The 26975-nt window shown below is 74.6% G+C and carries 29 protein-coding genes and 1 pseudogene; 13 read left to right on the forward strand and 17 right to left on the reverse strand.

Annotation, left to right across the window (positions count from 1 at the left end; translation table 11 throughout):
* Positions 1–576 (forward strand): annotated as a pseudogene (locus ACYVKY_RS12185) (protoporphyrinogen oxidase); the annotation flags it as partial.
* A gap of 3 nt (positions 577–579) precedes the next feature.
* Here ACYVKY_RS12185 and ACYVKY_RS12190 read toward each other — a convergent pair.
* Complete coding sequence (locus ACYVKY_RS12190) at positions 580–1365, reverse strand: TerC family protein (protein WP_460435258.1); 786 nt, start codon at positions 1363–1365, stop codon at positions 580–582.
* Between the two features lie 92 nt (positions 1366–1457).
* Here ACYVKY_RS12190 and hemQ point away from each other — a divergent pair, with 92 nt between their 5' ends.
* Entirely contained in the window at positions 1458–2141 is a 684-nt protein-coding gene (gene hemQ / locus ACYVKY_RS12195) for a chlorite dismutase family protein (protein ID WP_460435259.1), read from the forward strand.
* A gap of 14 nt (positions 2142–2155) precedes the next feature.
* On the opposite strand, the gene ACYVKY_RS12200 is transcribed toward hemQ, so the two are convergent.
* Positions 2156–3997 carry a flavin-containing monooxygenase gene (locus ACYVKY_RS12200; RefSeq protein ID WP_460435260.1) on the reverse strand — a complete coding sequence of 614 codons (1842 nt, stop codon included), beginning with the start codon at positions 3995–3997 and terminating at the stop codon, positions 2156–2158.
* A 135-nt stretch (positions 3998–4132) separates the two neighbouring features.
* Between ACYVKY_RS12200 and ACYVKY_RS12205 the strand changes: the two genes are divergently transcribed.
* Positions 4133–5329, forward strand: coding sequence for a sigma-54-dependent transcriptional regulator family protein (locus ACYVKY_RS12205; protein WP_460435261.1), 1197 nt, complete (start codon positions 4133–4135; stop codon positions 5327–5329).
* A 6-nt stretch (positions 5330–5335) separates the two neighbouring features.
* On the opposite strand, the gene ACYVKY_RS12210 is transcribed toward ACYVKY_RS12205, so the two are convergent.
* On the reverse strand, positions 5336–6763 hold the full coding sequence (locus ACYVKY_RS12210; protein WP_460435262.1) for a serine hydrolase domain-containing protein: 1428 nt from the start codon (positions 6761–6763) through the stop codon (positions 5336–5338).
* Positions 6764–6803: 40 nt separating this feature from the next.
* Here ACYVKY_RS12210 and ACYVKY_RS12215 point away from each other — a divergent pair, with 40 nt between their 5' ends.
* Positions 6804–8399: an alpha-amylase family protein gene (locus ACYVKY_RS12215; protein WP_460435263.1), complete on the forward strand. Its 1596-nt coding sequence runs from the start codon at positions 6804–6806 to the stop codon at positions 8397–8399.
* Here the strand turns inward: ACYVKY_RS12215 and ACYVKY_RS12220 are convergent.
* The 3 genes from ACYVKY_RS12220 to msrB are packed head-to-tail and all read right to left on the reverse strand — an operon-like array spanning position 8375 to position 10107.
* The gene (locus tag ACYVKY_RS12220) at positions 8375–9145 is read right to left on the reverse strand and encodes a class I SAM-dependent DNA methyltransferase (protein ID WP_460435300.1); all 771 of its coding nucleotides are present in this window, start codon (positions 9143–9145) and stop codon (positions 8375–8377) included. The two genes, ACYVKY_RS12215 and ACYVKY_RS12220, sit on opposite strands and share 25 nt — an antisense overlap.
* 49 nt (positions 9146–9194) lie before the next feature.
* Positions 9195–9662, reverse strand: coding sequence for a GNAT family N-acetyltransferase (locus ACYVKY_RS12225; protein WP_460435264.1), 468 nt, complete (start codon positions 9660–9662; stop codon positions 9195–9197).
* A gap of 10 nt (positions 9663–9672) precedes the next feature.
* Positions 9673–10107 (reverse strand): peptide-methionine (R)-S-oxide reductase, encoded by a 435-nt coding sequence (msrB, locus tag ACYVKY_RS12230; RefSeq protein ID WP_460435265.1) that lies wholly within the window; start codon positions 10105–10107, stop codon positions 9673–9675.
* Positions 10108–10129: 22 nt separating this feature from the next.
* Here msrB and ligD point away from each other — a divergent pair, with 22 nt between their 5' ends.
* A complete protein-coding gene (gene ligD, locus ACYVKY_RS12235) occupies positions 10130–11179 on the forward strand; it encodes a DNA polymerase domain-containing protein (protein ID WP_460435266.1) in 1050 nt (349 codons plus the stop codon).
* A gap of 4 nt (positions 11180–11183) precedes the next feature.
* On the opposite strand, the gene ACYVKY_RS12240 is transcribed toward ligD, so the two are convergent.
* Positions 11184–11903, reverse strand: a complete 720-nt coding sequence (locus ACYVKY_RS12240) for a polyamine aminopropyltransferase (protein WP_460435267.1) — start codon at positions 11901–11903, stop codon at positions 11184–11186.
* Entirely contained in the window at positions 11900–12664 is a 765-nt protein-coding gene (locus tag ACYVKY_RS12245) for an endonuclease/exonuclease/phosphatase family protein (RefSeq protein ID WP_460435268.1), read from the reverse strand. Before ACYVKY_RS12245 ends, ACYVKY_RS12240 begins: the two co-directional genes overlap by 4 nt.
* A 70-nt stretch (positions 12665–12734) precedes the next feature.
* Here ACYVKY_RS12245 and ACYVKY_RS12250 point away from each other — a divergent pair, with 70 nt between their 5' ends.
* From ACYVKY_RS12250 to ACYVKY_RS12265, 4 genes are all read left to right on the forward strand, one after another.
* Positions 12735–13307, forward strand: coding sequence for a nucleotidyltransferase family protein (locus ACYVKY_RS12250; RefSeq protein WP_460435269.1), 573 nt, complete (start codon positions 12735–12737; stop codon positions 13305–13307).
* A gap of 91 nt (positions 13308–13398) precedes the next feature.
* Positions 13399–14166, forward strand: a complete 768-nt coding sequence (locus ACYVKY_RS12255) for a hypothetical protein (RefSeq protein WP_460435270.1) — start codon at positions 13399–13401, stop codon at positions 14164–14166.
* A 23-nt stretch (positions 14167–14189) separates the two neighbouring features.
* Positions 14190–14678: a hypothetical protein gene (locus ACYVKY_RS12260; protein WP_460435271.1), complete on the forward strand. Its 489-nt coding sequence runs from the start codon at positions 14190–14192 to the stop codon at positions 14676–14678.
* Positions 14679–14687: 9 nt separating this feature from the next.
* Complete coding sequence (locus tag ACYVKY_RS12265; protein WP_460435272.1) at positions 14688–15767, forward strand: ATP-dependent DNA ligase; 1080 nt, start codon at positions 14688–14690, stop codon at positions 15765–15767.
* A 69-nt stretch (positions 15768–15836) separates the two neighbouring features.
* On the opposite strand, the gene ACYVKY_RS12270 is transcribed toward ACYVKY_RS12265, so the two are convergent.
* Positions 15837–16133 carry a Fe-S cluster assembly protein HesB gene (locus tag ACYVKY_RS12270; RefSeq protein WP_460435273.1) on the reverse strand — a complete coding sequence of 99 codons (297 nt, stop codon included), beginning with the start codon at positions 16131–16133 and terminating at the stop codon, positions 15837–15839.
* Between the two features lie 177 nt (positions 16134–16310).
* On the opposite strand from ACYVKY_RS12270, the gene ACYVKY_RS12275 reads away from it, so the two are divergent.
* Both ACYVKY_RS12275 and ACYVKY_RS12280 read left to right on the forward strand, forming a co-directional pair.
* Positions 16311–16742, forward strand: coding sequence for a DoxX family protein (locus ACYVKY_RS12275; RefSeq protein ID WP_460435274.1), 432 nt, complete (start codon positions 16311–16313; stop codon positions 16740–16742).
* Positions 16739–17923 (forward strand): alpha/beta hydrolase family protein, encoded by a 1185-nt coding sequence (locus ACYVKY_RS12280; RefSeq protein ID WP_460435275.1) that lies wholly within the window; start codon positions 16739–16741, stop codon positions 17921–17923. Before ACYVKY_RS12275 ends, ACYVKY_RS12280 begins: the two co-directional genes overlap by 4 nt.
* 3 nt (positions 17924–17926) lie before the next feature.
* On the opposite strand, the gene ACYVKY_RS12285 is transcribed toward ACYVKY_RS12280, so the two are convergent.
* From ACYVKY_RS12285 to ACYVKY_RS12300, 4 genes are read right to left on the reverse strand one after another with little or no spacing between them, the layout of a single operon-like run.
* On the reverse strand, positions 17927–18697 hold the full coding sequence (locus tag ACYVKY_RS12285; protein WP_460435276.1) for a dihydrofolate reductase family protein: 771 nt from the start codon (positions 18695–18697) through the stop codon (positions 17927–17929).
* Positions 18697–19146, reverse strand: coding sequence for a SufE family protein (locus tag ACYVKY_RS12290; protein WP_460435277.1), 450 nt, complete (start codon positions 19144–19146; stop codon positions 18697–18699). Before ACYVKY_RS12290 ends, ACYVKY_RS12285 begins: the two co-directional genes overlap by 1 nt.
* Positions 19143–20042, reverse strand: a complete 900-nt coding sequence (locus tag ACYVKY_RS12295) for a sulfurtransferase (RefSeq protein WP_460435278.1) — start codon at positions 20040–20042, stop codon at positions 19143–19145. Before ACYVKY_RS12295 ends, ACYVKY_RS12290 begins: the two co-directional genes overlap by 4 nt.
* Positions 20039–20944, reverse strand: coding sequence for a CHAD domain-containing protein (locus ACYVKY_RS12300; RefSeq protein ID WP_460435279.1), 906 nt, complete (start codon positions 20942–20944; stop codon positions 20039–20041). The genes ACYVKY_RS12295 and ACYVKY_RS12300 overlap by 4 nt, the downstream gene beginning before the upstream one ends.
* Positions 20945–21043: 99 nt before the next feature.
* Between ACYVKY_RS12300 and zapE the strand changes: the two genes are divergently transcribed.
* Positions 21044–22063, forward strand: a complete 1020-nt coding sequence (gene zapE / locus ACYVKY_RS12305) for a cell division protein ZapE (protein ID WP_460435280.1) — start codon at positions 21044–21046, stop codon at positions 22061–22063.
* Positions 22064–22222: 159 nt separating this feature from the next.
* Here the strand turns inward: zapE and treZ are convergent, their stop codons facing one another.
* The 3 genes from treZ to ACYVKY_RS12320 are packed head-to-tail and all read right to left on the reverse strand — an operon-like array spanning position 22223 to position 25354.
* Positions 22223–23959: a malto-oligosyltrehalose trehalohydrolase gene (gene treZ, locus ACYVKY_RS12310; protein WP_460435281.1), complete on the reverse strand. Its 1737-nt coding sequence runs from the start codon at positions 23957–23959 to the stop codon at positions 22223–22225.
* A 37-nt stretch (positions 23960–23996) separates the two neighbouring features.
* A complete protein-coding gene (locus tag ACYVKY_RS12315; RefSeq protein ID WP_460435282.1) occupies positions 23997–24761 on the reverse strand; it encodes an SRPBCC family protein in 765 nt (254 codons plus the stop codon).
* Complete coding sequence (locus ACYVKY_RS12320; RefSeq protein WP_460435283.1) at positions 24758–25354, reverse strand: ArsR/SmtB family transcription factor; 597 nt, start codon at positions 25352–25354, stop codon at positions 24758–24760. The genes ACYVKY_RS12315 and ACYVKY_RS12320 overlap by 4 nt, the downstream gene beginning before the upstream one ends.
* Before the next feature lie 103 nt (positions 25355–25457).
* Between ACYVKY_RS12320 and ACYVKY_RS12325 the strand changes: the two genes are divergently transcribed.
* Entirely contained in the window at positions 25458–26054 is a 597-nt protein-coding gene (locus ACYVKY_RS12325) for a carboxymuconolactone decarboxylase family protein (RefSeq protein WP_460435284.1), read from the forward strand.
* Here the strand turns inward: ACYVKY_RS12325 and sigJ are convergent.
* Positions 26036–26956 carry a sigma-70 family RNA polymerase sigma factor family protein gene (gene sigJ / locus ACYVKY_RS12330; protein WP_460435285.1) on the reverse strand — a complete coding sequence of 307 codons (921 nt, stop codon included), beginning with the start codon at positions 26954–26956 and terminating at the stop codon, positions 26036–26038. The two genes, ACYVKY_RS12325 and sigJ, sit on opposite strands and share 19 nt — an antisense overlap.
* Between the last annotated feature and the right edge of the window lie 19 nt (positions 26957–26975).

Genomic DNA, 26975 nt, shown 5'->3' on the forward strand with positions numbered 1-26975 from the left:
GTGCCCGCCCCGGCGGCGGCGCTGCTGCTCGCGGGCCCGCTGCCCGGGGCCGCCCGCAGGCTCGGTGCGGTGCGGGTCGCGTCGCTCGCCCTCGTCACCGCGGTGCTCCCGACGGGCGCGCTGGACGCCGCCGGCGAGGGGCTGTCCGGGGTGCTCGTCCCGGCCGTCGAGGGGCGCCTGGCCAAGGCGATGACGTTCGCCTCGCGCAAGTGGGACTGGGTGCGCGACTCCGCGGACGGGCGCGACGTGCTGCGCGTGTCGGTCGGCCGGGCCGGCGAGGTGGGGCCGCTGCAGCGTCCCGACGACGACCTCGCCGCCGCCGCGCTCGCCGACGCGGCCGAGCTGCTGGGGACGCCGCTGCACCCCGAGGCCGTCGCGGTCACCCGCTGGGGCGGCGGGCTGCCGCAGTACGACGTCGGCCACCTCGACCTGGTGGCCGACGTGCGCGCCGCCGTCGCGGCCGAGCCCGGGCTGGCGCTCGCGGGCTCGGTGTGGGGAGGCGTCGGCGTCCCCGCCTGCGTGGCGACGGCGACCGCGGCCGCGGCCGGGCTGCTGGCGGGGCTCGGCCGGGACTGACGCTCAGGCCGTCGGAGTCGTCTCCTGCTCGCGGTACTTCTCGTGCAGGTGCACCGGCTCGGTGCTCGCCTCGCGCCGGCGCTTGTAGATGAGGTTGAGCGTCTCGACGGCGATGGCGAACGCGATCGGGCCGTAGATGAACGGCTTGTCGACGTGGACGTCGAACGACTCGGCGACCAGCGTCGCGCCGATCAGCACCAGGAAGCTCAGCGCGAGGATCTTCACCGTGGGGTGCTTGTTCACGAAGTCGCTGATCCGGCCCGCGACGAACATCATCAGGCCGATCGACAGCACGACGGCGGCGATCATGATCGACAGCTCGTCGACCATCCCGACCGCGGTGATGACCGAGTCGATGGAGAACACCAGGTCGATGAGGATGATCTGCACGATGATCGCGCCGAACGCGGCGTGCTTGACCGCGCCGCCCTCGGTCTTCTCCTCCTCGCCCTCGAGCTTGTGGTGGATCTCCGTGACCGCCTTGTAGATGAGGAACAGCCCGCCGGCGAGCAGGATCAGGTCGCGCCCGGAGAGCTGGAGCGCGTCCGAGTCGCCGAGGGTGATCCACGGGTCGGTGAGCCCGACGATCCAGCTGGCGAAGAACAGCAGCACGATCCGCAGGATCATCGCGAGCGACAGCCCGACGATCCGGGCGCGCTGGCGCTGGTGCTCGGGGAGCCGGTTGGTCAGGATCGAGATGAACACCACGTTGTCGATGCCGAGCACCAGCTCGAGCATGAACAGCGTGAGGAACGCGAGCAGCAGCTCGGGGCTGGTGAAGATCTCCACGGCGCGGAGCCTCCCACAGGTGCGGCACGCGCGGTGGCGAGCGCGCCGAGGGCGGCGTCCGGCGCTCGCGGGGGTCGCGAGAGGATGGGTCCATGCCCCCCAAGGCCCGTGAGATCAACGAGACCATCCGCTACACGATGTGGTCGGTGTTCCGCGCCGCGACGCCGCTGCCCGCGCTGCGCGACCCGCTGGTGGGCCAGGTCGAGGAGGCGCTCGGGGCGCTCGGCGACGACCTGGAGGTGCGCGGCTGGTACGACGTCTCGGGGCTGCGCGCCGACGCCGACCTGATGGTGTGGTGGCACGCGTCCGACGTCGAGACGGTGCAGGCGGCCTACCAGGCGCTGCGCCGCAGCGACCTCGGTCGCCACCTCGAGCCGGTCTGGTCGCAGGTCGCCCTGCACCGCCCCGCCGAGTTCAACAAGGGCCACGTGCCGGCGTTCATGGCCGGCGAGGACGCGCGGGCGTACGTGTGCGTCTACCCGTTCGTCCGCTCGTACGAGTGGTACCTGCTGCCGGACGACGAGCGGCGCCAGATGCTCGTCGACCACGGCAAGGCGGCCCGCGGGTACCCGGACGTGCGCGCGAACACGGTGTCGTCGTTCGCCCTCGGCGACTACGAGTGGATCCTCGCCTTCGAGGCCGACGAGCTGCACCGCATCGTCGACCTGATGCGCGACCTGCGCGCCACCGAGGCACGCCGCCACGTGCGCGAGGAGATCCCCTTCTACACCGGCCCGCGCGTCACGCCGGCCGAGCTGGTCGCCCGCCTGCCCTGAGCCACAGCCGTCCCTCAGGAGGTGTGGTGCACCTCCGCGAGCCGGTAGACCGGGGTGTCGAGGCCCTCGTAGCGGGCCTTGAGCTGGAGCGCGAGGTACAGCGAGTAGTGCCGTGACTGGTGCAGGTTGCCGCCGTGCATCCACAGGTGCGGCACCTGCGTCGGCTTCCACATGTTGCGCTGCTCGCCCTCCCACGGGCCCGGGTCCTTGGTCGTCTCCGACCCCAGCCCCCACACCTTGCCGAGCCGGTCGGCCGTGTCCTGGTCGACCAGGTCGGCGACCCAGCCGTTCATCGAGCCGTAGCCCGTGGCGAGCACGACGAGATCGGCCGGCAGCTCGGTGCCGTCCTCGAGCACCACGGCGTCCTCGGTGAGCCGCACCACCTGGCCGTGCGCCAGCTTCACCTGCCCGTCGGCCACGAGATCGGCTGCACCGACGTCGATGTAGTAGCCGGAGCCGCGCCGCAGGTACTTCATGAACAGGCCGGAGCCGTCGTCGCCCCAGTCGTGCCGGAAGCCGGACGCCTCGAGCCGGTCGTAGAAGTCCTTGTCCCGCTCGGCCATCGCCTGGTACGCCGGGATCTGGAACTCGTGCAGGATCCGGTACGGCAGCGAGGCGAAGATCAGGTCGGCCTTCTCCGTGGTGACCCCGGCGGCCAGCGCGCGCTCCGAGTACAGGTCGCCCAGGCCGATGTCCATGAGACTGTCGCTCTTGACGACGTGCGTCGACGAGCGCTGCACCATCGTCACGTCGACGTCGTTCTCCCACAACGCGCCGCAGATGTCGAATGCCGAGTTGTTGCTCCCGATCACGACAGCCCGCTTGCCGCGGTACGCGTCCGGGCCGGGGTGGGCCGACGAGTGGTGCAGGTCGCCGCGGAAGACGTCGGCGCCCTCCAGCTGCGGGACGTTCGCCTTGCCCGACATGCCGGTGGCGAACACCAGCTCCTTCGGGCGCAGGGTGAGCGCGCGGCCCTCGCGTTCGACCTCGACCGTCCACTCCTGGGTCTCGTCCGACCAGGTGGCCGACGTCGCGGTGGTGCTCGACCAGTACGGCACCTCCATGACCGACGTGTACGCCTCGAGCCAGTCGGCGATCTTGTCCTTGGGTGCGAACACCGGCCAGTTGTCGGGGAACTTCAGGTAGGGCAGGTGGTCGTACCAGACCGGGTCGTGCAGGCAGAGCGACTTGTACCGGCCGCGCCACTGGTCGCCCGGTCGCGGGTGCTTGTCGATGACCAGGCTCGGGACGCCGAGCTGACGCAGCCGGGCGCCGAGGGCGATGCCGCCCTGCCCGCCTCCGACGACCAGGACGTGCGGTTGCGTGGTGCTGCCGAGGCTCTCGGCCTCGGCCTGCCGGCTCTCCTTCCACGTCGTCCGCTCCTTGCTCGCGCCGTGCTCGGCACCCATCGGGCGGTGCGTGCCTCGCGGCTCCTCGTGCCCCTTCAGCTCGTAGAGCGTGGTGAGCAGCGTCCAGGCGCGGTCGGCCCCGCCCTCCTCCCGCAGCCGCAGCAGGCCGCGGCCGCGTCCCGCGGCGGTCTCGAACGTGATCCAGGCGGTGACGACGCCGTCGGCCTCGTCGGCGGGCTCGTCCAGGGCGAACGCGCTGGGGTCCGTGCGCTCGAGGGTGTGCTGCAGCAGGTCACGGACTCCCTCGTGGTCCTCGACCGTCGTGAGGTTCCAGCTGAAGGCCACCAGGTCGCGCCAGAAGCTGGTGGTGGCGAACAGCGCGGTCGCGGCCTCCACGTCCCGGCCGCGCAACGCGGTCTCGAAGGCGTCCAGCCACGCGGTGGCGCGGGCGCTGGCGTCCGGCGCAGCGGCCACCGCGCCGTCGGTGCGGTCGAGGGTGTCGGTCATGAGGGTCCTCCCGTGTCGCGAGTGCGAACAGCAGAGCCCCGGGCGGCGACGTGGCGGAAGGGTTGCACGACGTTGCAGCCTGGTCCGGTCGGCACAGCGCGCCTACGCTGGCCGCGACCCCTGCAGGAGGCGGCCGTGACGACGACGTCCGACGCCGGAGCGGTGCGACCGGGCACCGACCTCGGCCAGCACGCCCGCCTGCTCGTGCGCGTCCACGACGCGGTGATGGTCGGCGCCCGCCCACCGAGCCGGCCGCGGCCGGTGGTGGCGCGGTCGTGGCAGCGGGTGCTCGACCTGGGGCTCGACCCGTCGCGTCCCGGCGCACGCGACCCCCTCGATCTGGCCGAGCTGGAGCGTCGGCGGCGCTCCTCGCCGCTGTCGCTGGTGGTCGACGACGTCCGAGCCGCCCTCGGTGCCGTCGCCGACGCCTCGCACTTCATCGTCGTCGTCACCGACGCGGACGGCGTCATCCTCTGGCGCCAGGGCTCGCCGGGGGTGCTGCTGCGGGCCGACCACCTCGGGTTCGCCGAGGGGGCCACGTGGACCGAGGCGCAGGTCGGCACCAACGCGATCGGCACCGCGCTCGCGGAACAGGCGCCGGTGCAGCTGTTCTCGGCCGAGCACTTCGAGCAAGGGCAGCACCCCTGGTACTGCACGTCGTGGCCGGTCCACGATCCTCGGACGGGTGCGCTGCTCGGCGTGATCGACGTCAGCGGCCCGGCCCTGACGATGCACCCGGCGCTGCTCGCCCTCGTCGACACCGTCACGAGGCTGGCCGAGCAGACGCTGTGGCGCCACCACGAGACGTCCCTGCAGCGGCTGCGCCGCTCGGCCGAGCACGTGCTGGCCACCGCCACCGGACCGCTGCTGCTGGTCGACGACGACGGGTGGGTCGCCCACCACCAGGGCGTCGCCGGGCGCGACCGGGTGGCCGTCCCCAGCGAGCACCGCCCGCTCGCGGTCCCCGGCCTCGGGCTGTGCCTGCCGGAGCGGGTCGGAGCCGGCTGGCTCCTGCGACCGGACGGGGCACGGGCGCGGGTGCGGGCCGTCCTGCGACCTGAGGGCCGCGAGGAGGTCCTGCAGGTCGACGCCGGGGACCGGTCGTGGCGCACCGCGCTCTCGCCACGGCACGCCGCGATCCTGCGGCTGCTCGGCGCGGCCGGTCCCGCCGGCATGGGTGCGGCGGCGCTCAGCACCGCGATGTTCGGCGACGCCGACCACCAGGTGACCGTGCGCGCCGAGCTCAGCCGGTTGCGCCGGTCGGTCGGCGCGCTCGTCGCGACCGGGCCGTACCGCATCGCGCCCGACGTCGACCTCGTGGTCGAGGGCTGAGGGTCGTCAGCGCGGCGCCGCGCAGGTGGTGACGGTGTCGCCGCGCAGGGGCTCGGTCGTCCAGCGGACGTCCGCGCTGCCGTCGCGGGGGTCGAGCACGAGCCGCAGGCCGTGCGGCGCCTCGAGGAACGCGAGCCGGACGCGGAGCATGCCGTCGGGCTGCCACGCGGCCGTCGTCGCGACCGGCACCAGGGCGGCCGTCGAGGCGTCCTCGGTGGTGCGCCAGCCGTCGGTGCCCAGCTCGGCCGACAGCACGTCGTCGCCCTCGTGCACCCGCAGCACCCAGGCGTCGTCCACGCGATCGACCTGCACCCGCCGCAGCCCGCGCGGGACGCGCTCGCCGCCGGCGTGCGGGGTGAATCGCACCGAGCCCCACGCGGTCTCGTCGTCCGGCGTCGCTCGCCCCTGCTCGACCGGCAGCGCCAGCCCGGCCAGGCGCGCGGCGAGCGCGTCGTCGTGGGCGGCCGCGTCGTCAGGGAGCGACGCACCGAGGGCGGGGAGCAGGTGCTCCCATGCCGCGTCCAGCACCGCCTGCATGTCCTCGGACTGGCCGGTCACCGCGAGCACGGCGTCCTGCTCGGGAAGCACAACGACGAACTGGCCGTACGCGCCGTCGCCGCGGTACCCGTGGCGCGCCGTCCAGAACTGGTACCCGTACCCCTGCGCCCAGTCCGGGTTCTCCTCGCCCGCGGTCTCGACGTGCGGCCGGCTCGCGGCCTCGACCCAGCCGGCGGGCAGCACCTGGCGGCCGTCGAACCGGCCGTCCCGCAGGAGGGTCTGCCCGAACCGCGCCAGGTCCTCGGTGCGCGCGTGCAGGCCGGTGAAGCCCAGGTCGCGCCCGCGCGGGTGCTGCTGCCACCAGACCTCGCCGACGCCGAGCGGGTCGAGCAGCCGCGGGCGCAGGTACTCGGTGAGTGTCGTCCCGGCCAGGTGCTGCACCACGGTCGCCACCGCGTAGGTGCAGCTCTGGTTGTAGGCGAACGTGGTGCCCGGCGTGCCGTCGGGGGCGAGCGCGAGGAACCCGCGCAGGGGCTCGGCCCGGTCGCGCGCGACCGCGTCGGCCCAGGTGTCCCAGGTGTGCCCGCTGGCCATCGACGCGAGGTGCCGCAGCACCGGGTCGTGCGCCGGCCCGTCCGGCAGACCCTCGGCCAGGTGCGGCAGGTGCTGCAGCAGGGTGTCGTCGAGGTCGAGCAGTCCCTCGTCGAGCGCGAACCCCAGCGCCGCCGACGTGAACGACTTGCTCAGCGAGTACAGCAGGTGCACCCGGTCGCGCCCGTACGGCGCCCACCAGCCCTCGGCGACGAGGTGGTCGCCGCGCACCAGCGCGAGCGAGTGCAGCTCGACGTCGGGCGTGCCGTCGAGGGCGGAGACGAAGGCGTCGACGCCGCGGGCGTCGACGCCCTGGGCGCGGGGGGTGCTGCGGGGGAGGCTCACGCCGTCGACCCTAGCCACGGTCGTGCGTAAGGTGCCTGGGGTGAGCAGCCCACGCCCCCAGCCGTCCTGGCTCGCCGACGCCGTCCTCTACCAGATCTACCCGCAGACCTTCGCGGACTCGGACGGTGACGGCATCGGCGACCTGCCCGGTGCGCTGGAGCGGCTCGACCACCTCGCGTGGCTCGGCGTCGACGCGGTGTGGTTCAGCCCGCTGTTCGCCTCGCCGTTCGCCGACGCGGGGTACGACGTCAGCGACTACCTCACCGTCGCACCGCGGTACGGGACGAACGACGACCTGGTCGCGTTCGTCGACGCCGCGCGCAGCAAGGGCATCCGGGTCCTGCTCGACCTGGTCGCGGGCCACACGAGCGACCAGCACCCGTGGTTCCGGCAGTGGGCCGACGACCCCGACGACCACCGCTACATCGGCAGCCCGAAGGTCGGTCCGCCGGCGAGCGTGTGGTCGCCGACGCCCGGCAGCCGGGGCGGTTACTACCTCCTGAACTTCTACCCCTGCCAGCCCGCGCTGAACTTCGGCTACGCCCGTCAGGACCCGTCGCAGCCGTGGCGCCAGCCGGTCGACGCCGACGGGCCCCGGGCCAACCGGCAGGCGCTGCGCGACGTCATGTCGCACTGGTTCGACCTGGGTGTCAACGGGTTCCGCGTCGACATGGCCGCCTCGCTCGTCAAGGACGACCCGGGCTACGTCGAGACGGGCAGGCTCTGGGGCGAGATGCGGGCGTGGATCGACGACGCGTACCCGGACGCCGCCCTGCTGTCGGAGTGGGGCGACCCGGCGGTGTCGGTGCCGGCCGGGTTCCACGCCGACTTCTTCCTGCACTTCTCGCCGCGGCCGGCGTTGCGCTCGCTCTGGCACACCGGCGTCGGGACCACGAGCACGAGCTGGACCGAGCGCGACCGGTTCTTCTTCGACCCCGAGGGCAGCGGCGGCATCGACACGTTCCTGCGCGAGTGGCGCGAGGCCACGGCGGCCATCGGCGTCGACGGCGGGCACGTCGCGCTGCCGACGGCGAACCACGACTTCGCCCGGCTCGTGACGGGCCCGCGCACGGCCGACCAGGCCCGGGCGGCGTTCGCGTTCCTGCTGACCTGGCCGACGCTGCCGACCATCTACTACGGCGACGAGATCGGGATGCGGTACGTGGAGGGCCTGCCCGACACCGAGGGCAGCTTCCTGCCGCCCGCCGAGGACCGCACCGGCTCGCGCACCCCGATGCAGTGGGACACCTCGCCGAACGCCGGGTTCTCGACGGCGCCCGCCGAGCGGCTGTACCTGCCGGTCGACCCCTCGCCGGACCGACCGGACGTCGCGACGCAGCGCACCGACGAGGGGTCGCTGCTGCACCTGGTGCGGCGGCTGATCGCCCTGCGACGGGCCACCCCGGCGTTCGGGTCGCACGCCGAGGTCGAGGTGCTGCACGAGGGCTACCCGTTCGCCTACGTCCGCGGCGGCGGCAGCCACCTGGTGGTGGTCAACCCCCGTCGCGAGCCCGCCTCCGTCGCGCTGCCGGACGGCTGGCAGGACGCCCGCCCGCTCGAGGTCGCTGGCGTCGTGCTGGCGGCCGACGGGGCGCGCGCCGACGGCTTCGGCTACGGGGTGTTCGCCCGCTCCTGACGCCCGTCGGGATCGTCGAGGCGGTAGACCGACACGTGCGAGGTCGACTCCGCCGTGAACAGCGCCCCCGACCAGTCCGCGTCCCGGCGCTCCAGCCGCAGGCCCGCCAGCCGCGCCATCAGGTCGAGCTCGGCGGGCCAGACGTAGCGGTGCGGGGTGCGGGCGATCGTCGCCCCACGTCCCTCACCGAACCGGACGTGGTGGGAGATGACGCGCTGGTGCAGCGGGTCGATGGTGTCCACGCCGAGGTAGCCGTCGTCGACCGAGAAGACCGACGCCTGCGCGCCGGGCGGCAGCGAGCGCAGCTGCGGCACCCACAGCTCCACGACGAACCGCCCGCCCGGACGCAGGTGCCGGGCCGCGTTGCGAAAGCACGCGACCTGCGCGTCCTGGGTGAGCAGGTTGGCGATGGTGTTGAACACCAGCACGACGAGCGAGAACTCGCCCGGCACGCGTGCGCTCGCCATGTCGCCGTGGACGACGGGCAGCCGGTGCTCGTCCACCTTCTCGCGCAGCCGGGCGATCATGGGCGCCGAGAGCTCGATGCCGGCGACGTCGACGCCGCGCTCCACCAGCGGCACCGCGACGCGCCCGGTGCCGACCGCCAGCTCGAGCACACGGCCGCCGCCGGCGAGACCGACGAGCCGGTCGAGGGTGGGGCCGAGCACGTCGTCGGCGAACATCCCCGCGCCCGGTGTGTCGTAGCGGGCCGCGGCGCGGGCGTCCCAGAGGTCGTCCTGCGTCAGGTGGTCGAGTCCGGTGTGGTCGAAGGGCACGGACCCGACCCTGCCTCGCTCACGCGGGCTCGTCACCCGCGTTTCCACCCGGCTCGCGCCGCATCGGGACGTGGGGGATGCCGTCCTCGTCGGTGTACTCGTCGCCGCTCACGCGAAAACCCCTGCGGGCGTAGTGGTCCCGCACCTGGATCTGCGCGTCGAGCACCAGCACCCGGTGGCCGTGGACGTCGACTACGTCGTCGAGCAGACTCCCCGACAGGCCGCTCCCGCGGGCGTCCGGACGGGTCACCACGCGCCCGATGCGCCCCGAGCCGTCGGGCTCGGCGAGCACGCGCAGGTACGCGGTGGGGCCGGCGGCGTCCGCCGTCCACCAGTGCTCGGTGCCGGGCTCGGGGTCGCGGCCGTCGAGCTCGGCGTACGCGGCGCGCTGCTCGACGACGAACACGTCGACGCGCAGCCGCACCAGGTCGTGGAACGTCCGCAGGTCGAGCTCGTCGAACCGCGCGCGGTGCACGTCCGCGGTCATCGGCGCGCGCTCACGTCGCGTCGGGCACCTGGGTCAGCGAGATGCCGTTGATGCAGTAGCGCTGGTCGGTCGGGGTGTCGAAACCCTCGCCCTCGAAGACGTGCCCGAGGTGCGACCCGCAGGTGGCGCAGCGCACCTCGACCCGGCGCATGCCCATCGAGACGTCCTCGATGTACTCGACCCGGTCCTCGGCGAGCGGCGCGTAGAACGCCGGCCAGCCGCAGTGCGCGTCGAACTTGGTCTCGCTGCGGAACAGCTCGGTGCCGCACGCGCGGCACGCGTACACGCCCACCGTCTCGTCGTGCTCGAACGAGCTGCTGCCGGGGCGCTCGGTGCCGGCCTGGCGCAGCACCTGGAACTCCTGCGGCGACAGCTCGACCCTCCACTCCTCGTCGCTCTTGCTGACGGGGTACGCGCGTCCGGTCGGTTCCATGCCGTGTGCCATGCACCCAGGCTACGGTCGGCCCATGGCGAAGGCATCGGCGACCGTGCTCGAGGTCCCGCAGGGGCCGGGCAGCCCGCAGGCGCGCGAGGTGCGGCTGTCGAGCCCGGAGCGGGTGATGTGGCCCGAGGCGGGGGTCACCAAGGAGGACCTCGCGCGGTACGTGCTGGCCGCCGGCCCGCTGCTGGTCGACGCCCTCGGCGACCGGCCGGTCACGCTGCAGCGTTTCCCGGGCGGCGTCGACGGCGAGGCCTTCTACTCCAAGAACCCGCCGCGCGGCGTCCCCGACTTCATGCGCACGGTCGCGGTCACCTACCCGAGCGGGCGCTCCCACGACCAGCTCGTCGTCGACGAGGTCGCCGGTGCGCTGTGGGCGGTGCAGATGAACACGGTGACCTTCCACCCGTGGCCGGTGCGCACCGGCGACGTCGACCGCCCCGACCAGATGCGGATCGACCTCGACCCCCAGCCCGGACGCGGGTTCGCCGACGCCGTCGAGGCGGCGTTCGTGCTGCGCGAGGTGCTCGCCGACGCCGGCCTGACCGGGTGGCCCAAGACGTCCGGCAACCGCGGTGTGCACGTCGACGTGGTGGTCCGGCCCGACCACGAGTTCCTCGTCGTGCGGCACGCGGTGATCGCGCTCGCCCGCGAGCTGGAGCGGCGCGTCCCGGACCTGGTGACCACCGCGTGGTGGAAGGAGGAGCGCGGCGAGCGCGTGTTCGTCGACTTCAACCAGGCCGCGCGCGACCGGACGCTGGCCAGCGCGTACTCGCCGCGCCCGCTGCCGCACGCCCCGGTGTCGTGGCCGCTCGCGTGGGACGACCTGCGCGGCGCCGACCCCGCCGACTACACCGTCCGCACCGCGCCCGACCTGCTGGCCGGGCGCGACGACCCGCGCGCAGGCATGGCCGACGCCGCAGGTGACCTCACCACGCTGCTGCAGTGGTGGGACCGCGACGTGGCCGCCGGCCAGGGGGAGATGCCGTTCCCTCCCGACTACCCGAAGATGCCGGGCGAGCCCCCGCGGGTGCAGCCGAGCCGCAAGAACGCCGCGAACTGGGCCGAGGGCGAGTAGCCGGTCAGGCCCGCGCCAGGCCGACGTAGACCCCGTTCACCGACCGTCCGCCGGTCAGCGGGTTCGGGAAGTCGACGACGTGGCCGCGCACGTCGTCGAGCACCTGCTCCATCACCGCGGTGAAGGCGGGATCGGGCGCCTCGTCCGACCAGAGCGCGAACACCCCTCCCGGACGCAGGAACCGCGCCATCCGGGTGAGCCCGTCGACGGTGTAGAAGCCGCCGTGGCTCGGGTTCAGCCGGTGGTCGGGGGTGTGGTCGACGTCGAGCAGCACGGCGTCGAAGCGGCGTCCGGGCGCATCGGGGTCGTAGCCCTCGCCGGCCGACATCGCGAAGAAGTCGCCCTCGACCAGGCGGACCCGCGGATCCGCGGTCAGCTGCTCGCTGCCGGGCAGCAGACCCCTGACGTGCCAGTCGATCACGTCGGGGAGCGCGTCGACGACGAGCATGGCGGCCACCCGCTCGTCCGCGAGGGCCGCACGAGCCGTGAAGCCGAGCCCGAGCCCGCCGACGACGACGTCGACCGACCCGGACGCGTCGAGCGCGGCGAGCCCGAGCCGCGCGAGCTCCTCCTCGCCCTCGGTGAACAGGCTCGACATCAGGTACTCCTCGCCGAGCCGCACCTCGTGCACCTCGACCCCGAGCACCGGCTCGACGCGGCGGCGCAGGGTCAGCTCGCCCATCGGCGTCTCGGCGAACGCGAGCTCCTCGAACCGCCGGCTCACAGGTCGACGACCAGGGCGCGGTGGTCCGACAGCGGGGCGCGCACCGTCCGCGAGACGGGGTGGCGCTCGCCGACGTAGCGGTCGGCGAGCACGTGGTCGAGCTGCACCGACGGACGGTCCGCCGGGAACGTGCGGCCGGTCGCGAGCGCGCGCATGCCGGTCGCACCGCGCGCCTGCCGCGGCGTCATGTTCAGGTCGCCCATCAGCACGAGCGGGCGCGGTGCGTCGCGCAGGCCGCGCAGCAGCACCTTCAGCTGGTGGCTGTTCCAGCGCGGGACGAACGACAGGTGCGTGCAGGCCACCGTCAGCGGGCCCCGCGGCGTCTCGACCACCGCGGCGACTGCCACGCGCGGCTCGTCGCCGAGCAGCATCGGGCGGCGTCGCCCGCGGGCCACGACGGGCACCTTGCGCGGCAGGCCGGGCAGCCGCACCACCTGCCACGACCGCACCGGGAGCCGACTCAGCAGCGCGACCCCGTACGCGGCGGTGCCGGGCTCCTCCTCGCCGGTCGCGGCCGTCCAGGTGGCGCCGGGCGTGCCGGAGAGCGCCGCCACGAAGCGGTGGTGCGGGGCGCCCATCGCCTCGGCCGCCACCGCCGTCAGGTCGGCGTGCCCCGACCGCTCCTGGTCGCGGTCGACCTCCTGCAGGGCCAGCACGTCGCAGTCGAGGTCGCGCACGGCCCGGGTGAGCAGGGACGTGTCGACGCCGGTCGCCGCGTGCGAGACCTTGCCGTTCAGGATGTTGAAGGTGCCGAGGCGCATGGCCCACAGGCTGCCGCGTCCGCGCCCCGCCCGCCATGCGTGCGTCGCCGCCGGGTCGTAGGTTCGGGCCGTGCCCGAGCCGACAGCCGAGCAGGAGGCCCAGCGCGCAGCGCTGAAGCGGGTCGCGGCCGGCCTGCGCGCCACCGGGCTCCCGTACGCGCTCGCCGGCGGGTACGCCGCCTGGGTCCGCGGCGCCCCGGAGCCGCTGCACGACGTCGACTTCCTGGTCGCGGAGGACGACGTCGCCGCCGTGGTGGAGGGGCTGCGCGCCGAGGGGCTCGAGGTCGTCGAGCCGCCCGAGGGGTGGCTGCGCAAGGTGCTCACCGACGGCGTCGTGGTCGACCTGCTGCACCGCACCAACGGGGTGCCGGTGCGGCGCGAGCAGGTCGAGGAGTCCGAGGAGCTGTCGGTGCTGTCGGTCGTGATGCCGGTCGTGACCGTCACGCACTACGTCTGCGCCAAGCTCAACTCCCTCGACGAGCACCACTGCGACCTCGCCGCGCTGCTCCCGCAGGTGCGGGCGCTGCGCGAGCAGGTCGACTGGGCCCGGGTGCGCGAGGTGACGGCCGACAACCCGTTCGCCGAGGCGTTCCTGCTGCTCCTGCGGCGCCTGGAGGTGGCGCCCGACGGATCCTCCGGCTGATCTCCTGCAACGTTTCCGCGTCCTGGTGCGTCGTAGGAGGAGGACGGGCGGCCCGCCCGCCCTGCCGGCACGTCCCCAGGAGGTCCGTCCCGTGCGCGCTCGACCCAGAGCCCTCGTCCCCGCCGTCGCCCTGCTCGCGTTCGTGGCGGGGTGCGCCGACGACGCCCCGCCCGCGACGACGACCACCTCGTCCACCAGCGGCGACGAGTCGTCGGCGTCCGCGCCGGCCACCTCCGCGCCGACCGACGGCGAGGACGCCGCCTACGCCGCCGTCGACGCCTGGCTGGCCGCCACGGCGTCCGGCGACCCCGCGCAGGTCGCCGCGGGCCTCGGCCCGTCGTCGCTGCGCGCCGTCGAGATGATGGGCGGCATCGAGGTGCTGATGAGCGGCCTGGCCGAGGGCATGTCGACCTACGCCCAGCCCGGCCTCCAGCGCACCGCGGTCGAGGTGCGTCCCGGCGCGTGGCTCGTCACCTACGCGGGGGAGCGGCAGGTCGAGGGCACCACCGAGACCACCGCCCGGTCGTGGCTCGTCGTCGACGAGGGGCAGGGGCCGAAGGTCGAGGCGTTCGTGCACCCGCTCCCCGAGCTCGAGTCGCCCGCCGACCCGGCGCGCGCCACGACGACCGACGTCGTGACCGTCACGCTGCCGGCCGGTGGCGAGGCGCTCGCGTACCTCGACGGCGCCACGCCGGTGCCGGTGCAGGTCGAGCCGGTCGACGGCGACCAGGTGCGCGTCACCGCCTCCCCGGAGGGCGGGCTGCCGACCGGCGCCCACAGCGTCACCGTCCTGACGGTGCCCGGCGACGCCGGCGGCACCACCTGGGCGTGCACGACGGTGGCGCTCACCGTGGCCTGACGACGCCGACTAGCCTGGCGCGCATGACGGACACCGAGGTCGTGGTCGTGCTCACCGAGCAGGCGCTGGGCGAGGCCGACGCGCGGCACATCACCGGGCTGCACCAGGGCGAGGCGGTCACGTACCGCGTGCTCGTGCCCGCCGACACCGAGCGCAACCTGCTCGTCGACGTGCTCGACCACCTCAGCCTCGGCGAGCTGCGGCAGGCGCTCGCCGAGCTGCGCAGCGAGCCCGACCCGCAGGAGGCCCGCGCCGACGCCGCCGCCGCCCTCGAGGCCTCCCTCGCCGCCCTGCGCGGCGCCGGCGCCGAGGCCGACGGCGCGGTCACCGACGACGACCCGCTGCCCTCGCTCGAGGCCGCGGTCGCCGCGGCCCCCGCGCGCGAGGTGGTGGTCGTGACGCGCCCCCACGCGGTGGAGGACACGTTCCACCGCGACTGGGCCTCGCAGGCCCGCGACCGGCTCGGCGTGCCGGTGCTGCACAAGTACGCCGGCACCACCTTCCTGGGCTGAGGGAACGCCATGGACCTGCCGGTGATGCCCCCCGTCAAGCCGATGCTGGCCAAGCCGGTGAAGGCCATCCCGCCGGGCCAGATGTACGAGCCCAAGTGGGACGGGTTCCGCAGCATCGTGTTCCGTGACGGCGACGAGGTCGTGATCGGCAGCCGCAACGAGAAGCCGCTCACCCGCTACTTCCCGGACGTCGTGGAGGCGGTGCTGGCGCACTTCCCCGAGCGCGCGGTCGTCGACGGCGAGATCGTCGTCGCCGACGAGGTCGCGAACCGGCTCGAGTTCGAGGCGCTCCAGCAGCGCATCCACCCCGCCGACAGCCGGGTGCGCCTGCTCGCCGAGCAGACCCCGGCGCGCTTCGTCGCCTTCGACCTGCTCGCCCTCGGCGACGACGACCTGACCGGCCGCCCGATCAGCGAGCGGCGCGAGCTGCTGGTGCAGGCGCTCGGCGACGCCGCGCAGGACCCGTCCGCGCGCGTGCACGTGACGCCGGTGACGCACGACGTCGACGAGGCGCAGCGCTGGTTCGAGCAGTTCGAGGGCGCCGGCCTCGACGGCCTCATCGCCAAGCCGCTCGACCTGCGGTACCAGCCCGACAAGCGGGTGATGTGGAAGATCAAGCACGAGCGCACCTGCGACGTCGTGCTCGCGGGCTACCGCACGCACAAGCAGGACGACGAGGCGATCGGCTCGCTGCTGCTCGGGCTGTTCGACGACCGCGGCGTGCTGGCGTCGGTGGGCGTGTGCGGGTCGTTCCCGATGGCGCGGCGCAAGGAGCTGTTCACCGAGCTGCAGCCGCTGGTCACCGACCTCGACGACCACCCCTGGAACTGGGGCGCGCACACCGAGGGGGAGCGCACCCCGCAGCGCAACGCGGGCAGCCGCTGGAACGGCGGCAAGGACCTGTCGTTCACGCCGCTGCGCCCGGAGCGCGTGCTCGAGGTGCGGTACGACTACATGGAGGGGGCGCGGTTCCGGCACGTCGCGCAGTTCGTGCGCTGGCGTCCCGACCGCGAGCCGAGCAGCTGCACCTACGACCAGCTGGAGCGGCCGGTCGGCTTCGACCTCGGCGAGGTGCTCGGCACCCGCTGACGCGCTCGCTCGGGACGCGACGACGGGCCGCCCCCGCGAGGGGACGGCCCGTCGGACGTGCGTGCGGCGTCAGACCGCCTGCGGCGTGAGGGCGAACTGCACCATGCCCTCGGCGTCCGCGCCGGCGTCGAGCGTCTTGTCGTCGAGCAGCACCGCGGCGCCCTGGTCGAGGAACACGCGCGCGCCACCCTCCTCGACGACGGCGTCGTCCTCGGCGGGCAGCGCCGCCAGGGTCAGGCCCAGCTGCTCGTCACCACCCGGCGCGGCGGGCTCGTTCACGATGCGCAGACCCGCCGAGTCGGGCAGGTCGTTCTGCACCAGGATCTGACGGATCGAGCTCTGGGCGCGGTCGGTCAGGTTCAGCACGAGGTGATCTCCTCAGAGGTGGGGGACTGTCGCGGGTGGCGCGGCCTCGCGCCCCCGGCGGACCCCTCCACCGTCGCCCCGACGGACGGCGGAGGTCAAACGCCGTGCATCCCGCGCGTGTCGGCCCTCACGCGCGCCGACCGTGCCGAGCGGGCACGGACCAGGCATGATCGTCGGGTGACCCCACCAGCGCAGGGCCGCCCGCGCACGCGCCGACCCGGCTGGCGTGCGCTCGCCGTCGCGCTGGGCGCGGCGGGCACGCTGCACCTGGTGAAGCCCGACCCGTACGACAGTTTGATCCCGCGCGCGCTCGGTGCGCCGCGCCCGTGGGTGTACGGCTCCGGCGTGGCCGAGATCGCCTGCGCCGCGGCGCTGCTCGTCCCTCGCACCCGTCGCATCGGTGCGCTCGCGAGTGCGGCGCTGTTCGTCGGCGTCTTCCCCGGCAACCTGACGATGGCGGCCCGCGCCCTGCGCTCGCCGCGCGCGTCCACCGGCACCAAGGTGCTCACCGTGGCCCGGCTCCCGCTGCAGGTGCCGCTCGTCACCTGGGCTCTCGCCGTCGCCGGCGACGTCGAACCGGCCCCGCACGCCCCGGGGCGGACGCGGTGAGCGGCCGCGGCCACCCGGTCGCCCGGGCCGCGGCGCTCGGGGCCGCGGTCGGCGGTGGCGCCGTCGTGCTCGCGGGCGCGGCCGTCTCCGGCGTGGCCGTGCACTTCGCGCGCCGCGTCGTGACGCCCGACCGCGTCAAGCCCGACGACGTGCGGGTGCTCGCCGTCGGCGACGGCACCGTCACCCTCGACGCGACCCCCGAGACGACCTCCCCGGGTCGCTACGGCCTGTGGTTGCAGCGCGGCCAGGGGCACGTGCGGCTCGGCGACGTCGTCGAGAAGGACGTGCGCGCCGTCACCGTGACCCGGCGCGTCGAGGCGCTCGACAGCGGGCGGCTCGAGCCGGGCCCGGCCCGCTGGAACCAGTACTACTTCACCGGGACGCCGACCTCCGCGCTCGGGCTGCGCCACGTCGACGTCGAGGTCAGGTCCGACGCCGGGGTGCTGCCCACCTGGTTCGTCCCGCCGCCCAAGGACGTGAAGAAGCGCGACGTCTGGGCGGTGCTCGTGCACGGGCGCGGGGCCACGCGCGAGGAGTGCCTGCGGGCGGTGCCCCTGCTGCACCGGCTCGGCGTGCCCGTGCTGGTGCCGAGCTACCGCAACGACCCCGACGGACCGACGACCTACGGCGGCCGACTCAGCCTCGGCGACACCGAGTGGCAGGACGTCGAGGCCGCCGTGCTCCACGCGCTCGAGCACGGCGCGAGCAAGGTCGTGCTGTTCGGCTGGTCGATGGGCGGTGCGATCGTGCTGCAGCACGTGTCGCGGTCGTGGACGGCCGACCGGGTCAAGGCGCTCGTGCTCGACTCGCCGGTGATCGACTGGAAGGACGTGCTCGAGCACCACGCGCAGATCAACCGGCTGCCGCTGCCGATCGGACGGCTCGGTCTGATGATGCTGGCCGACAGGGCCTGGCGGCGCGTGGTCGGCACCGACGCCCCCGTCGACCTGCGGCGCCTCGACTGGGTCTCGCGCGCCGCCGAGCTGCGGCTGCCGGTGCTGCTGGTGCACAGCGACGACGACGAGTACGTGCCGTCGGGGCCCTCGCGCCGGCTGGCCGAGGCGCGTCCCGACCTGGTGACCTTCGTGGGCTTCCCGCACGCGCGGCACTGCCGGGAGTGGAACACCGATCCCGACCGCTGGGAGCGCGAGGTCGCCCGGTTCCTGCTCCAGCACCTCTGACGGTCAGCGAGCCGTCCAGCGCGCGAGCAGGGTGCCGTCCTGCTCGAGCAGGTGCGCGAGGTGCCACGGGTCGCCGTCGACCGCGGGCCCGTCGAGCACGCGGCGACCGTCGCCGCCGACGACGAGAGGCGCTGTGGTCTGGAGCATCTCGTCGACCCGACCGGCGCCGACCCAGCGCGACATCAGGCGCGGCCCGCCCTCGCAGAGCACGCGCGGCAGACCGCGCTCGACCAGCGCCGCGACCGCGCGGTGCGGGTCGACGTCGTCGTCGCCGGCGACCACGACGCACTCCTCGCCGAGCGAGGACCGCAGGTGGTCGAGCCGCTCGTCTCCGGCCGCGGCAGCGACGAGCACGAGCAGGTGCCAGCCGTCGTCGTCGCGCCCCGGTGCGGCGAGCAGCGCGTCGGGGACCGAGCCGGACGACGTGACGACCGCCAGGCACGGGGCGGCCTGCTGCCCGCGCGCGGCCCGGTCGTCCTGCGCCCAGCGCTTCACGTCGAGCCGGGCGGGATAGCCCTCGGCCCTGACCGTGCCCGCGCCCGCGACCACCACGTCGGCGAGCCCGCGCAGCACCGAGAACACGGACTGGTCCGCAGGGGTCTGCAGCGACGCCGAGAGGCCGTCCCCACCCGTGACCGCGCCGTCGAGGCTCGCCACGAAGTTGGTTCGCACCCAACCGGTCTCGGGCAACGGGTCCGGGTGCGCGTGCAGCGCGACCAGGTCGTCGCGGGTGAGGTCGTCGCGTGGGGCGCCGCTGCCGAGCAGCAGCCGCATCAGAGCCCGGCCTTCTCGCGCACCTGCCGCTTGATCCGTCCGAGCATGCCCGCCATGCCCCGCAGTCGCAGCAGGCTGACCGCCTCGGCCAGCGAGAACCGGTCGGACAGGTCGTCGGGCAGCGCGGCGACCTCGCCCGCGGTGAGCCCGTCGAGGCCCTCGGCGAGGATGCCCGCGAAGCCGCGGGTCGTCGGTGCCTCCGCCGGAGCCGAGAACCACAGGCGCACAGGCGCGTCCGGGCCGCTGCCGTCGACCTCCGCGGTCACGAAGATGGGCGACTGGCACTCCGGCACGGCCTCGAGCAGCTCGGGGTGGTCGGCCAGGCGGTCGGGCAGCGGCGGCAGGTCGCGGCTGAAGTCGAGCAGCAGCTGCAGCCGGTCGGGCACCGCGAGCGCGGCGAAGTCGTCGGCGATCTCCTGCAGCGCCGCGGGCAGCGCCGAGCCGCTCACCGTCCGGGCACCTCGCCGGGCTCGTCGCCCTTGACGATCGGGACGCGGACGACGTTGCCCCACTCGGTCCAGGAGCCGTCGTAGTTGCGCACCTTCTCGAAGCCGAGCAGGTGCGTCAGCACGAACCAGGTGTGGCTCGAGCGCTCGCCGATGCGGCAGTAGGCGACGACGTCGTCGGAGGGGTCGAGGCCCTTCTCCTGCAGGTAGATCTGCTCGAGCTCGGCGCGCCGCTTGAACGTGCCGTCGTCGGCCGCGGCGCGGGCCCACGGGACGGACTGCGCGCCGGGGATGTGGCCGCCGCGCAGCGCGCCCTCCTCGGGGTAGGCCGGCATGTGCGTGCGCGCGCCGGTGTACTCCTCCGGCGAGCGGACGTCGACCATCGGCTTGCCGAGGTGCTCCTTCACGTCGTCGAGGAAGGCGCGGATCGTGGCGTCGTCGCGCTCGACCACCGGGTACTCGACCGGCGTGGGCGACGGCACGTCGGTGGTGTACTCGCGGCCCTCCGCCTCCCACTTGGCTCGTCCGCCGTCGAGCAGGCGCACGTCCTCGTGGCCGAACAGGGTGAACACCCACAGCGCGTAGGCCGCCCACCAGTTGTTCTTGTCGCCGTAGATGACGACGGTGGTGCCGCGGCCGATGCCCTTGCCGCCGACGAGCCGGGCGAAGCCCTCGCCGTCGACGTAGTCGCGGGTGACGGGGTCGTTCAGGTCGAGGTGCCAGTCGATCTTCACCGCGCCCGGGACGTGGCCGGTCTCGTAGAGCAGCACGTCCTCGTCGCTCTCGACGACGACGAGGCCCTCGGTGCCGAGGTGGTCGGCCAGCCACTGGGTGCTGACGAGCCGCTCCGGGTGGGCGTAGTCGGCGAAGGCGGGGTCGGTGTCGGCGGGCAGGGTCACGACTGCTCCTGGAGGGTCGGTGGGGGCTGCGGCGGCGCGGCCGGGTCTGCCTCCGATCCTCCCACCACGTCGGCGAGCGCCGACGGCAGGTCGGCCTCCAGCGACTCCCGGGCGACCGCCAGCCGGTGCTCGAGGTGCAGGTCGCCCCCGGCGTGCGCGAGCCGCTGGCGCACGAGCTCCAGGTCCTGCAGGTCGCCGAGCACCCGCTGCAGCCAGCGGGCCCGCTCCACGGTGTCGCCGGCGCCCACGACGCCGGCGGTCTGGGCCACCTCGGCGGCGTAGCGCAGGCGCTTGGCCGCCTTGCGCACGTCGTGCCAGGTGCTGCCGGTGCCGGGCGCCTCGCCGCTGGCCCGTGCCCGCCGGACGCGGGCGCGCAACCGTGCGCGCGCCCGTCCGGGCGCGGACCCGACACCGTCCGACGAGGGGGACGCCACCGGGTCCCACCCCGGGACGCCGGCGTACGCCGCGACCTGCGCGGCCAGGTGCAGCAGGTCGTCGTCGAGCGCGGCCGCGTCGGTGTCGCCGTCGGGCTCGGCGTCGGCGCGCAGCAGGCGCAGCACGGCGGCGAGGTGCTCACGGGTCCACTTGTCGTCGACGGCCCAGCCACGCACGACCTCGCCGACCACCTCGGCGTCGCGGGCGGACGACATCGCGCGCCCGAGCTCCTTCGCGGTGAGCGCGATCCGACGGGCGTCGTCGCGCCGGTCGTCCGGCCCGTGAGGGAGGTGGTCCAGCAGCGCGCTGCGGATGCGGCGGCAGGCGACCCGCGCGTCGTGCACGTCGTCGTCGGCGACGGCGAGGCGGAGGTCGTCGGACTGCTCCAGCAGGTAGCCGCGCAGGGCGGCACCCGCCGGGGACGCGGTGGGGCCGGTCACCTCGGACAGCTCGCCGGCCCCCTGCACGCCCGTCAACCTACGCCGCCGGGGACCCCGTCGGGGTGGTCCGTCCGGGTGCACCCGGGACCCGGGGCGGGTGCAGGCACGCCCCCGTAGGCTCGGCCGGTGCCCGCCGCCCGACTGGTCGACCGCGATCCCGTGGTGCCGCGCGACCGGTTGCTGGCCGACCTGGTGCCGCCGCCGCACTTCGCGTCCGTGTCGTTCGACGGCTACCGGGCGGACCCCGCGCAGCCGACGCAGGAGAGGGCGGTCGAGCTGCTGCGCGCGTTCGCGGCGCGGCTGGGGGAGCGGCCGTCCGGGAGCGGTCTGCGGCGCCTGCTGGGCCGCGGCGGCCGCGACTCCGGCCGTCCGGGCGTCTACCTGGACGGCGGCTTCGGCGTCGGCAAGACGCACCTGCTCGCGGCCCTCTGGCACGCGGCCCCGGCGCCGAAGGCGTTCGGCACCTTCGTCGAGTACACGAACCTCGTCGGCGCCCTCGGGTTCCGCGAGGCGGTCACGGCGTTGTCGACCAACCGGCTGGTGTGCGTCGACGAGTTCGAGCTCGACGACCCCGGCGACACGGTGCTCATGGCGCGGCTGCTGCGCGAGCTCGCCGACGCCGGCGTGCGGCTCGCGGCCACGTCGAACACGCTGCCGGACGCGCTGGGGGAGGGGCGGTTCGCCGCCGACGACTTCCTCCGCGAGATCCAGGCGGTGGCAGGCCACTTCGACGTCGTGCGCATCGACGGCGACGACTACCGCCACCGCGGCAACCCGGTGCCGCCCGAGCCGCTGCCGGACGACGACGTCGCCGCGGCGGCGACCGGCGGGTCCGCGGTGGTCGACGAGTTCCACGCGCTGACCGCCCACCTGGCGACGGTGCACCCGAGCCGGTACGGCGCCCTGCTCGACGGCGTCGCCGTCGCGGGCTGGCGCGGGGTCGAGCAGGTCGAGGACCAGAACGTCGCGCTGCGGCTGGTCGCGCTCGTCGACCGGATGTACGACCGCGACGTCGTGCTGCGGACCAGCGGCGTGCGGCTCGACGGGCTGTTCACCGAGGCCATGCTCGAGGGCGGGTACCGCAAGAAGTACCGCCGGGCGCTATCGCGGCTGACCGCGATGGCCCGCGCCGACCTGCCCGCCTGACGCCGCCGCTGATCATGACGATCGGCCCGTCATCGAGACACGCACGCGCAGATCGTCACGATCGGTGGCGCGCCGTCGCCGAGACTGCAGGAGATGGGCGTCCGCCCGTCCGCCACGCCCGGGTACTGCGGTCTCGGTCTCAGGACGCCCTCGCGTCGCTCACACCCGGACGATGGCGGCCGACGGGCCGGGGAGGGTGACGCCGTCCGGCTCGAGCATGGCGCCGTCCCACGCGGCGAGGGTCGCGAGCGGGGTGGCCCCCAGCGGCACGGTGCGCTGCTCGGCAGCGAGGTTCAGCACCAGGCGCAGCGACCCCCGGTGCACGACGAGCCAGCCGGCCTCCTCGTCGTGCTCGACGTGGACGGTGCGCAGGTCGTCGGTGCGCAGGTCGTCCTCGCGCCGGCGCAGCGAGACCAGCTCGCGGTGCCAGGCCAGGAGCCGCTGGTGCGGCTGCACGGCGATCTCGTCCCAGTCGAGCACGGACGCGTCGCGGGTGGCGTGGTGCTGCGGGTCGGGCACCTCGGCGGCCCAGCCGTGCTCGGCGAACTCGCGGCGCCGGCCCTCGCGGATCGACTCGGCCAGGTCGGGGTCCTCGTGGTCGGTGAAGAACTGCCACGGCGTGGCCGCCCCCCACTCCTCGCCCATGAACAGCATCGGCGTGAACGGCGAGGTGAGGGTCAGGGCCGCGGCGGCCGCCAGCACGCCCGGCGAGACGTTCGCCGACGGCCGGTCTCCGGTCGCCCGGTTGCCCACCTGGTCGTGGTTGCTGGTGTACGCCAGGAAGGCGTGCCCGCCCAGGGCGGCGCGGTCGACCGGTGCGCCCCAGTCGGTGCCGCGGAAGGTGGAGTGGCCGCCGTCGTGCAGGAAGACCGAGGTGAGCACCTTCGCGAGCGTCGCGTACTCGCCGAAGTCGACGTAGTAGCCCTGCCGCTCACCGGTGGTGAGCGAGTGCACGGCGTGGTGGAAGTCGTCGTCCCACTGCGCGGTCATGCCCAGACCGCCCGAGGCCGTGGGCGTCACCATCCGCGCGTCGTTGAGGTCGGACTCGGCCACCAGGCCGAGCGGGCGACCCAGCTCGGACGCCAGCGCCGCCGTCTCGTCGGCCAGCTGCGCCAGCACGTGCTGCTCGGAGTCGTCGACCAGCGCGTGCACGGCGTCGAGCCGCAGCGCGTCGACGTGGAAGTCGCGGAACCAGCGCAGCGCGTTGTCGACGACGAACCGGCGCACGTGCTCGCTGCCGTCGTCGTCGAGGTTGACCGCCTGCCCCCACGGCGTGTGGTGCTTGTCGGTGAAGTACGGCCCGTAGCCGTGCAGGTAGTTGCCGCTCGGCCCGAGGTGGTTGTAGACGACGTCGAGGCACACCGCGAGCCCCCTGGTGTGGCAGGCGTCGACGAAGCGCTGCAGCGCCGCCGGCCCGCCGTACGGCTCGTGCACGGCGTAGAGGTCGACGCCGTCGTAGCCCCAGCCCCAGCGTCCCGGGAACGCGGCCAGCGGCATCAGCTCGACGACGTCGACGCCGAGCGACACCAGGTGGTCGAGCCGCTCGACCGCCGAGTCGAGCGTGCCCTCGGCCGTGAAGGTGCCCACGTGCAGCTCGTAGAACAGCGCACCGCGCACGTCGGTCCCGCTCCACGAGGTGTCGTCCCACCGGTGCCGGGCGGCGTCGAACACGCGGCTGGGGCCGTGCACGCCGTCGGGCTGCCACGCCGAGCGCGGGTCGGGCACAGGGTCGGCGCCGTCGAGCGAGTACCAGTAGTCGGTACCGTGCCCGGCGTCGTCGACCTCGGCGCTCCACCAGCCGTCGTCGTTGCGGCGCAGCGGCTCTCGTCGTCCGTCGCCCGGGAGGACGACGTCGACCGCGGTGGCGGACGGGGCCCAGACGGAGAAGGTGTGCACGCGTCCAGCCAATCACGCGGGGTCGGCGCACGCCCCCTCAGGAGGCGGGCTCGGGGTGGGTGTCGACCCACCAGCGCCGCCACGCGGTCTCGACCTGGTCGAACGCGTCGTCGGCGAGCCCGAACGTCGACACGATCACCATCGAGTCGAAGCCGCCGCCGTCCGCGGCCTTGTCGGCCGCGACCACGAGCCCGGGACCGTACGCGTCGACGGTGGCGCCGGTCTGCGCCCCGGTGCGGAAGAAGACGGTGCCCGCCAGGTCGAGCCCCTCGGCAGGGGTGGCCGACCAGGCCCCGCCCCGCGTCCGGTCCAGCTCGAGCAGCTCCCGCGCGGACGGGCCGCCGGCCGCGTGCAGGAACACCGTGCGACGCGCGACGTCGCCGTGGGTCTCCACGACGAAGCGCAGCTGGGCGAGGAACGACACCCAGCCCTGGGTGATGTCGTCGTACATCGCGTCCCAGTCGGGGTCGGTGCCGCGCGGGCCGCGGGTGATGCGCACGACCGTGCAGTCGCCGGACCGGCGCAGGTCGAACCGGTCGCCGTGCTCGAAGGAGCCCGGCGCCGCCCCGCCCCTGGTCTCGAGCGCGTACGGCTCGGTCGCCTCGCGCGCGCCCGAGCCGTAGATCAGGTCGATCTCCTCGTCGAGCTCGTCGTAGTCCCAGCCGTGCCAGCGGGCGATCAGCGCGGGGTCTCGCAGGTGCTCCCACACCGTCGCGACGGGCGCGGCGACCACGACCTCGACGACGGGACGGCCGTCCTCGTCGTGGACGCGGACGGAGTCGGGCTCGGGCAGGTCGTTCACGGCTGCTCCTGGGGGCGGGGACGGGGTGCGGGATGGCCCCCGACGACGACGCGGTGCCGCCGTCCGCCGGGGGAGTGGAACCTGCGGGTGACCTCGGCGAGGGCCTCGGCCAGCGCGTCGGTGTAGGCGTGCACGTCGGACGGCCGCGCGAGCGCGACCTCGGTCTCGAGCGTGAAGGTGAGCAGGCGCTGGCCGCGCGACTGCGCGGCCGCCTGCATCCGCGTGACGTCGCGGACGACGCCGGACGCGGTGCCCACCAGGTGGTCGGCCGCGTGCCGGTCGCGCTCGCGCACCCGTCCGCGCGGCAGCACGTCGGGGTCGACGACGAACTCCTGCGCGCTGCGGCGCAGGACGCGCTCGGTGAACCCGCGCCGCTGCCGCAGCTCGACCAGCTCGACCAGGCCCGCCTGCTCGAGCACCTTGCAGTGGTACGCGACCTGCTGGCGGGTGAGGCCCAGCCGCTCGGCGACGGCCGTGGCCGAGGCGGGCTCGGCGAGCGCGTCGAGCACGCGGCGCCGCACGGGGGACAGGCCGGCCAGCAGCCGGTCGGGGTCGTCGACCAGCGCCACCGCCGCCCCGCTGCTCGTCGCCACGGGGACGACGGTGGCATTGGACAAATCCGTTTGTCAATACGTCACGCCCGGCGGGGCCGCGCCGTCGACCGGGTACGACACCGCACCGACTCCAGGAGACCCGATGCCGCGCATCAGCACCGACCCCCGCACCTTCGCCACCCCGCCGTCGCTCGCGACCCGTCTCGCCCTGCGCGCCTCGCGGCGGATGATGGGCGGGGACGTCGACACCGTGGGGGCGATGGCCCACCGCCCGGGTGTGCTGTTCCCGTGGGCGCTGCTCGAGACGACCGCGCAGCGCGGGAGGTCGGTGCTCCCGCCGCACCTGCCCGAGCTCGTCACGTTCGTGGTGTCGGTGCGGCTCGGCTGCTCGTGGTGCATCGACTTCGGCGCGAGCCGCTGGGAGCAGCAGGGTCTCGACCCGCAGGTGCTGCGGCACGCGGTGGCGTGGCGGCAGGCACCCGACGACGTCCTCGACGCCGACGCCAAGGCGGCGTTCGCCTACGCCGAGGCGCTGTCGGCCGAGCCGGTCGAGGTCGACGACGCCATGGTCGCCGACCTGGTCGAGCGCTTCGGCGAGGCCGGTGTCGTCGAGATCTCGTTCTGGGCGGCGCTGGAGAACATGCGCGGACGGTTCAACTCGGCGCTCGGCCTCACCTCGCAGGGCTTCAGCTCCGGCGACGCGTGCGCCCTCGCCGCGGCTCAGTCGAGCGCCAGGTAGCGGCCGACCTTGTCGGGCGCGAGCACGGCGTGCACGGCCTGCACCGCGCCGTCGTGCACCGTGAACGCGTAGACGCCGACCGGCGCGGTGCGCGGCTTGCTCGACCCGTTGTGCACCACCACGCCCGGCTGGCCGTTCACGAGGACCGTGCGGAACGAGACCAGGTCCCACTCCGCGATCCGCGCGAGCCCGGCGAGGAAGCGCGCCACCTCGTCGGCCCCGTCGAGCCGGCGGCCGGCGGCCGTGACGCGACCCGCGTGGTCCGCGACGAGCACCACGTCGGGCGCGAGCAGCGCGGCGATCCGGTCGGGGTCGCCGGCCAGCAGGGCCTGCTGCAGGTCGCCGAGCACCCGCTGCTGCTCGGCGACCTGCGCCGGCGGCGGCAGGGCCGCCTCGTGCAGCCGGCGCCGTCCGCGCACCGCGTGCTGGCGAGCCGCCTCGGTGCTCACCTCGAGCACCTGCGCCACCTGGTCGAACGGCACGCCGAGGGCGTCGTGCAGCACCACGGCCACCCGCTGCTCGGGCGTGAGCCGGTCGAGCACGACGAGGAACGCCATCCGCACCGACTCCCCGAGCTCGGCGAGCTCGGCCGGGTCGTCGCTGCGCCCGCCGAGCGGGCGGCCGTCGAGGTCGTGGACGAGCGGCTCGGGCAGCCACGGACCGACGTACTGCTCTCGCCGCACCCGCGCCGAGCGCAGCAGGTCGAGCGCAGCGCGGCTCACCACGGTGGTGAGCCACGCCGCGGGAGAACGGATCTCGTCGACGTGCTCCGCGAAGCGCGGCCACACGTCGGCCACGACGTCCTCGGCGTCGGCCCAGCTGCTGGTCAGCCGGTAGGCGACCCCCAGCAGGCGGGTGCGCTCGGCGGCGAAGACGGCCGCGGCGTCGTCGGTGGTGGTCACGGCAGACAGGTCCTCACAG

Source organism: Angustibacter speluncae (assembly GCF_054777815.1).

What these genes read in the sequence shown, in the direction of transcription:
- ACYVKY_RS12225 (WP_460435264.1), bottom strand. Translation starts at nt 9,662, where the DNA reads ATGACCGCGGACGTGCACCGCGCGCGGTTCGACGAGCTCGACCTGCGG.
- ACYVKY_RS12200 (WP_460435260.1), bottom strand. Translation starts at nt 3,997, where the DNA reads ATGACCGACACCCTCGACCGCACCGACGGCGCGGTGGCCGCTGCGCCG.
- hemQ (WP_460435259.1), top strand. Translation starts at nt 1,458, where the DNA reads ATGCCCCCCAAGGCCCGTGAGATCAACGAGACCATCCGCTACACGATG.
- ACYVKY_RS12245 (WP_460435268.1), bottom strand. Translation starts at nt 12,664, where the DNA reads ATGCGCCTCGGCACCTTCAACATCCTGAACGGCAAGGTCTCGCACGCG.
- ligD (WP_460435266.1), top strand. Translation starts at nt 10,130, where the DNA reads ATGGCGAAGGCATCGGCGACCGTGCTCGAGGTCCCGCAGGGGCCGGGC.
- ACYVKY_RS12265 (WP_460435272.1), top strand. Translation starts at nt 14,688, where the DNA reads ATGGACCTGCCGGTGATGCCCCCCGTCAAGCCGATGCTGGCCAAGCCG.
- ACYVKY_RS12285 (WP_460435276.1), bottom strand. Translation starts at nt 18,697, where the DNA reads ATGCGGCTGCTGCTCGGCAGCGGCGCCCCACGCGACGACCTCACCCGC.
- ACYVKY_RS12325 (WP_460435284.1), top strand. Translation starts at nt 25,458, where the DNA reads ATGCCGCGCATCAGCACCGACCCCCGCACCTTCGCCACCCCGCCGTCG.
- ACYVKY_RS12260 (WP_460435271.1), top strand. Translation starts at nt 14,190, where the DNA reads ATGACGGACACCGAGGTCGTGGTCGTGCTCACCGAGCAGGCGCTGGGC.
- msrB (WP_460435265.1), bottom strand. Translation starts at nt 10,107, where the DNA reads ATGGCACACGGCATGGAACCGACCGGACGCGCGTACCCCGTCAGCAAG.